The organism is Bradyrhizobium sp. Kon69, assembly GCF_055807515.1.
This window is the reverse complement of the sequence record NZ_JBVVOS010000028.1, coordinates 114,792-120,791: the sequence shown is the minus strand read 5'-3', so window position 1 is coordinate 120,791 and position 6,000 is coordinate 114,792. Positions and strand designations below refer to the sequence as shown.

Genomic DNA, 6,000 nt, shown 5'->3' with positions numbered 1-6,000 from the left:
ATCTCCTTGATCGTCTTGCCCTTGATGAAGTGCTCGCGCCTTATCCGGGCAATCGTCTCCACGATCAGCATCCCCAACCACCTGCTTCATGACGAAGCAGGCAGCGCAACAGACCAACCTGTAGGGGGTCAATTTTGGACGCCGATCCCCCGGCTTAGGGGGGCAATATTGCAGGCCGAATGACACTGGCAGGGTTTCGCCCGCTTCCGCGACGACGGGAGGATCTGCTTGACTAACAATTGCGCTGAACGCGCCTTGAGAGGCATCGCCTTGGAACGGCGCAACTGGACCTTCGCTGGTAGCCAGCGTGGTGCCGACCGTGCCGCCATCATGCTGACGATGATCACGACGTGTCGTCTCAATGACGTCGATCCAAGAGCCTGGCTTGCCGACGTCCTCGCCCGTATCGCCGGTCTTCCCGCATCGCGGCTGCACGAACTGCTGCCCTGGGAATGGAAGCTCCTGCACCAAGCCGGCAAATCCGACGATCAGCAAGCCGCCTGACCTTCACCCAACGCCATCACATATAGCTCGCCGTGCCCGCGCGCACGCGTCAATCAGGCGGTCTTCGGCGTATACGTGCCGTAGTTCTGACGTAGTGCACCCTGCGTCCATTTTTCGTGCGTCTAGCTCCATCAGCGAATTCTTGAGGGGAACGCTGGTTTTGGTCCAAGCCAGCGGGGCGTCGTCCCCTTCTAAGGGCCGTAGCTGACTTGCTCGCTCAGATCCTCGACTTTCGGGATCCAAGACGGCAGGTTTGGCTTAGGACCGCTCTGGCGGCCTTATAGCGCCAGCGGCGGTCCGTGGCCCGGTCGGTCCAGGAGAGCCCATGACGGCGTTCGAGGCGTCTAAATCGTCTCGCCTGCAGTCCCAACCAGGGTAGAAAGTGCGTAGCGGCGGGGAGCCTAAGTCAACGCGTACTCATCTTGTCCGGCGAGCCGATTTCCTTTGCTGCGCAGACTAGCAGGTGCGAGGAGATCCAATCCCCGGATGCATGGGCGCAAGGCTGGGAGGCGGATCTGGCCGGTCGCAGCCTCGATCCGGGTGGTCGGAATCGCTGCGATTTCTTGTCGGTTTACGGCTTTACATACGACCAGCCCTGCTCCTGCAGCTCCATGATGCGAGTGACGCCGGAGCTCACAAGTTGCGCCTGGGGGATGAGCGGGATGTCCTTGTTCTCCGCCTTGCTCATATTCTGCTTGGTGTTGCCACACGCCCTGAACGAAATCTCAGGTGTACTCAACGCCAGCGTTTCGATTCGCGCTTTCACGGGAGAAGTGTCGTCCCGCAACATGTGCAAGCCCGGTCCAAACGTAACAAATTCGATCGAAACCGACTGGCCAAGCTCCTTGTAATATTGGACGACATTGGCTGCATTGTTGAGCGCCAGGTTCATCATCGCTGGATCGTTGCTGTTGACCTGCAAAATGAGCCGATGCTGCGTCTTGGCAGACGTGCTTTGCTTTGAGGTCGCTGACGGCTTGACGCTGGTGCTCTTTGCCAGGGCGGGCGCCGTCACCAGTAAAGCAATCGCGGCTACGGCTTGAATTGCGGTTGCAAAAGTAAACATGGGAAATGTCCTCTCTGAATAATCAATTGTGCAGCCTAGCGTTGATGGGCGGCCAGTTGCATGCTTTGGCCAACTTGCTTCTTGCGCCTTTCAGCCCGTCCAACTGAAAAGTTCCCTCGCGAGTGTCGCCCGATCGCGTCGTGAGTCGAATCCGTATCTCGCCTTCGCCAGGAAGCGCTTGCAGCAAGCTCACGATCTCACCGGGCATGGCAATACCGCCGAAGAGCGATGATCCCACTCCGGCATGAGTGGGACTGCTACCGTTTACGGAATACGAAAGTTCGTAGGTGTCGGCACGCGGGGAGACACTCTGACCACCGACAACAAGAAAGGTGTTGCCGCCGCGGCAATAGATGAAGAGCTCCATTCGAGGGGCGTCTGCATTGTGCTTTGACCTTGTGCTTGCGATGACGATGGGCGAATAGTCGACTGGCGATGTCGTTTCGCTGATGATCCAGTTTCCCGCTACGGGCGGCGATTGCGGGGGCTGGCCCGACGCACCTCCGCTTCCTAACCACAAGGATGTCAGCAGCAAAGGAAGCCCGGCGTGGTTCATTGCGACACCTGCTTTGCACGCGGCTGACGATCCAGCCAGGCTTTTGCGGCAGGTGATCTTGCGAGGCCCGGGACGTTTGCTCCGATATTTATCGACTTCCACTTCGGATCGAAGCCAATGCCCTGCAGCTTTTCCATTCGCGAGAAAAGGTAGTCAACGAAGCGGGCGACGCGATCGTAGCGGTTTGAATTCTTTGGCCACTTGAATGAAAGCATTACAGTCGGGACTGCGATCGTCGACACTCGTTCGCCCTCTTTGATCAGGGCTGGATAGTCGCTGGGCTCGAGTGTTGACGGAAGATAATAGTCTTCGAATTTGGTGTCGTAGACGACCGGAAGAAACTTGTAGCCGGGTTCCCAGCGTCCTCGTGCAAAGGCGTCTACCGGTTTGGACGTTATGAAGACCACGCCCGCAACATCTCCCTGGCGCATCTGCTCCAGAGCGACCTGATGCGGAATGAATGTCTTCTCCACATCGATGCCAAGACGGCTGAAAATCAATGGGCCGGTGTAAGCGGCGGCCGTCCCTTTGGTGTTAAAGTTGACTTTCTTGCCGGCAAGATCCTGCAGACTCTTGATTTCCGGCCGAACGAAGATGTGCAGTTCCGACGGGAATAGGCTGAGCACGTAGTTCACGCGATTCTGGATGTCGGGTACCTGCGCCTTGTATTCTTCAAGCGCATCGAGATTGACAATCGCGAGGTCGACGCCGCGCAGATAGAGGAGGTCATTGAGGTTTTCCACCGGGCCTCGCGTGACGATGGGCAGAACGATCATGTTATGACCGTCGTCGACGACTCGTGCGATCTCAGTAGCGAAGCGTATCGGGGCCCCCTCGAGTTGGCCTGCGGCCAAGCCAAGGGTCCACGCGTTCATGCTGTCCTTTTGTGCCTTCTGCGCCGATGTCGCTTGCTTTACTTGGGGCGGTGAAGGGGCCTGAGCATGGACCAATTCGGTAGCAAAGACCAAAGTCAGCGCAGTCGTCATCCGAACAAGAAGTAGCTTTACCCAAAGACGCATCGTAGCCTCACACATATACCATTAAGAAATGTCACTGACGTAATGAATCAAGAGCAGTCTTGGCCTCTGAAATTCCACCGGAGAGAGCCCGTGCATAATGTTCACGCGCCCTCGCAATGTCGGCTCGCGTTCCGTAGACGTTCCAGCGCGACAGGACGCGAGGGTCATAGGTCTGCGCCAGGACAAAGCTGGCTTTGGCGCTTCCCAATTCAACGGCGCGCTGGAGGAACCCGCGCGCGCTATTGATGTCGCCTCGGGCGAGGAAAGAGTCGGCTCGTTCGACCAAATGAGCGATTTCAGGGTTCTGATCGAGAGGCGCTGGCTGCGGTAAGTGGGGCGTTATGGGCTTTCTGGTGGCGTCTGCGTCCGCAGCCGCTGTTGTGCTCTCTTTGGACTGCGCGGTAACATCAATCGTCTTGTTCGCTTCGGCAGCAGGAGCTCTGGGTTGTTCTAGTTGAGTGACCCTGGCCGAGGCATTGCGCACGCTCGCGAGTTCAGCCGTGACCGCAGCCGTCTTCTTGCGCTCTTCTTGCAGGGCGGCGCTCGTTGCGTCAGCGGCTTTTCTCAAGTCCGCCGTTTCCAATTCGATCTTGCCGGATCGAGCCGCTTGAATGTCCAAGTCGCGGCGTGCAGTCGTCAGGTCGTCTGCGAGTATCGTCGCTCGTTTGTGTTCTTCCTGCAGGGCAACGCTCGTAGTGTCAGCAGCTTTTTTCAGTTCGGCTGCCTCTTCCTTGGCCTTGTTGAATTGAATGGCCTTGGCGTCGATGTCGCGGCGTGCGGATGCCAATTCGGTTGTGAGCGAGGCAGTTCGCTTGCGCTCATCCTGGAGGGCCGCGTTCGGAGTCTCAGCGGACTTTCTCAGTTCCTCTTCTGCTCCCTTGGACTGAGCGACCTTGGTATCCAGGTCGCGGCGTGCGGCCTCCAAATCGCCTTTGAGCGAGGCAGACCGCTTACGTTCATCTTGCAAGGCCACGTTCGCAGCGTCAGCGGTCTTTCGCAGGTCCGCGGTGTCTTCCCCGGCTTTGTCGGAATGCGGGCCCCTGGCATCCAGGTCGCGGCGTGCCGCCGCCAACTCGCCCACGAGCGAAACGGTCCGCTTGCGCTCTTCCTGGAGAGCTTCAGTCGTAGCCTCGGCGGCCTTTCTGGCTTCCGCCGTCTCTGCACCCGCCTTGCCGATTTCGACCGTCTTGGCATCCAGATCGCGCCGCGCCACAGCCAGATCGTTCATGAGCGAAGCTGTTCGCTTGCGCTCGTCCTGCAGCGCGGCGCTTGTGGCCTCAGCGGTCTTTCTCCAGTCCGCCGTTTCCTCTCCGATCTTGCTGGATTGGATAGACTTGGCCTCCAGGTCACGGCGTGCGGCTGCTAGATCGCCTGTGAGCGATGCAGTACGCTTGCGTTCTTCCTGCAGGGCCATGGATGCGGTCTCGGCGGTCTTTCTCAGATCGACTGTTTCCTCTCCAGCCTTGGCAGATTGGACGACAGATATCTCCAGGTTGCGGCGCGCAGCCGCCAAATCGTTGACGAGCGAACCGGTCCGCTTTCGCTCTTCCTGCAGAGCAAGGGTTGTGGCCTCGGCAGTCTTTCTGAGTTCAATGGCCTCAACTCCGGTCTTGCCGGAGACGATCGCCCTGGCGTCGAGATCGCGCCGCGCAGCTACCAGCATACTCGTGAGTGAGGCAGTCTGCTTGCGCTCCTCCTGCAAAGCGAAGGCTGTTGTTTCGGCAGTCTTCCTGGATTCTGTCGCGTCATCGCCGGCCTCGCGCAGCTGAGCAGCTTTAGTACTTAGCTCACGACGCGTTGCGGCCAATTCGTTTGTGAGCGCTTCAATCAAACGTGTGGCGTCTAGATCGTCGGTTGGGACCGCAGTTCGTCCACCCGCCGCGGACTTTGCGGCGATGGGTTGAGGCTTGCTCTTTATTTCCGTCCCGTCGTCGACAAAGACGAGAGCTAACATCACACAGACTACTGCCGAAAATGCAATCAGCACCAATCGGGGGATGAAAGTTCTGATCGGCCTCGACACAGCAATATCGTCCTCAAACTCGATCTCATCTTGCAGGTCCGGAAGGCGTCGCTCGATTGGAGCAGAGGCGTGTTGCGACTGCTCTTTCGCGGCAAAATTGAAGCCTACATTCGTCATCAAGACTCCGCGAACTTTCTCGCTTGGAAGGCAAGGCTAATGGAGGCGGTTCAATCTTTTGTCAGCCGATTTGCAGGGCCGCCTTACACAAAGTACAAAAGTCGTGTGGGCAGCGTCTCGACGACGAACATTCGCTGCTGGAGTCGGAACATCTAATTCTTGCGTTCAACATAATTTTCGTTAGATTATTGTAAGATAACGATTTTTACTAGATAAATTTGCGATCGATTTAATTGTTATTATTCGGAAACTGAGAAGTTATTCGTGCGTAGCTGGCGGGTCGCAGGCCATGTCCGTTGAGGGCAGGTATGTAGGAATAGATAGGACCTCAACTGACGATCGGAGCGACCGGATCTTGTCGAGCTGAGGGAACTTGGCGCTAAGTGCGGATGCGTGGTTTCGCTTGCGTAACTTGATTCGTCTGGTCCTTTCATCCGGGCGGTCATCGAAGCTGCGGTTGCGGTGTTGGCGCGGCCACAGCGGTTCATCTCCTTGAGCTCTTGCCGTGTGAAGTTCGGCGTCCTCTTTGAGGTCGGCGCAACGTTGACCCGCTTGAGGGCCGCCTCTATCGCTTTCTGGCGAAACACTTCGAGAAGTGTCGCGAAAGGCGATAACGTTGCGGCTCCGGAGAGCTTGACGACTTCAAACGCGAGGAGCCGGTCGATGGGCGATTGGGGAGCTTCGTCTTGCTCGCCGCTTTCACCAGGCAAGAGTT

At 57.7% G+C, this 6,000-nt stretch carries 4 protein-coding genes and 1 pseudogene; 1 reads left to right on the top strand and 4 read right to left on the bottom strand.

Going from position 1 to position 6,000, the window contains the following annotated elements:
- Positions 1 to 186: 186 nt before the first annotated feature.
- Positions 187 to 504, top strand: a pseudogene (locus AC0L3U_RS30885) (transposase domain-containing protein); the annotation flags it as partial.
- Positions 505 to 1,075: 571 nt separating this feature from the next.
- Here AC0L3U_RS30885 and AC0L3U_RS30880 read toward each other — a convergent pair.
- From AC0L3U_RS30880 to AC0L3U_RS30865, 4 genes are read right to left on the bottom strand one after another with little or no spacing between them, the layout of a single operon-like run.
- Positions 1,076 to 1,570: a DsrE family protein gene (locus AC0L3U_RS30880; RefSeq protein ID WP_456765734.1), complete on the bottom strand. Its 495-nt coding sequence runs from the start codon at positions 1,568 to 1,570 to the stop codon at positions 1,076 to 1,078.
- A 22-nt stretch (positions 1,571 to 1,592) separates the two neighbouring features.
- Positions 1,593 to 2,126 (bottom strand): hypothetical protein, encoded by a 534-nt coding sequence (locus AC0L3U_RS30875; protein ID WP_473364287.1) that lies wholly within the window; start codon positions 2,124 to 2,126, stop codon positions 1,593 to 1,595.
- Complete coding sequence (locus tag AC0L3U_RS30870; protein WP_456765732.1) at positions 2,123 to 3,145, bottom strand: TAXI family TRAP transporter solute-binding subunit; 1,023 nt, start codon at positions 3,143 to 3,145, stop codon at positions 2,123 to 2,125. Before AC0L3U_RS30870 ends, AC0L3U_RS30875 begins: the two co-directional genes overlap by 4 nt.
- Before the next feature lie 31 nt (positions 3,146 to 3,176).
- Positions 3,177 to 5,285, bottom strand: coding sequence for a hypothetical protein (locus AC0L3U_RS30865; protein ID WP_456765731.1), 2,109 nt, complete (start codon positions 5,283 to 5,285; stop codon positions 3,177 to 3,179).
- Positions 5,286 to 6,000 lie beyond the last annotated feature (715 nt).

Coding starts and splice junctions, on each gene's coding strand:
- AC0L3U_RS30870 (WP_456765732.1), bottom strand. CDS start 3,145: ATGCGTCTTTGGGTAAAGCTACTTCTTGTTCGGATGACGACTGCGCTG.
- AC0L3U_RS30880 (WP_456765734.1), bottom strand. CDS start 1,570: ATGTTTACTTTTGCAACCGCAATTCAAGCCGTAGCCGCGATTGCTTTA.
- AC0L3U_RS30875 (WP_473364287.1), bottom strand. CDS start 2,126: ATGAACCACGCCGGGCTTCCTTTGCTGCTGACATCCTTGTGGTTAGGA.
- AC0L3U_RS30865 (WP_456765731.1), bottom strand. CDS start 5,285: ATGACGAATGTAGGCTTCAATTTTGCCGCGAAAGAGCAGTCGCAACAC.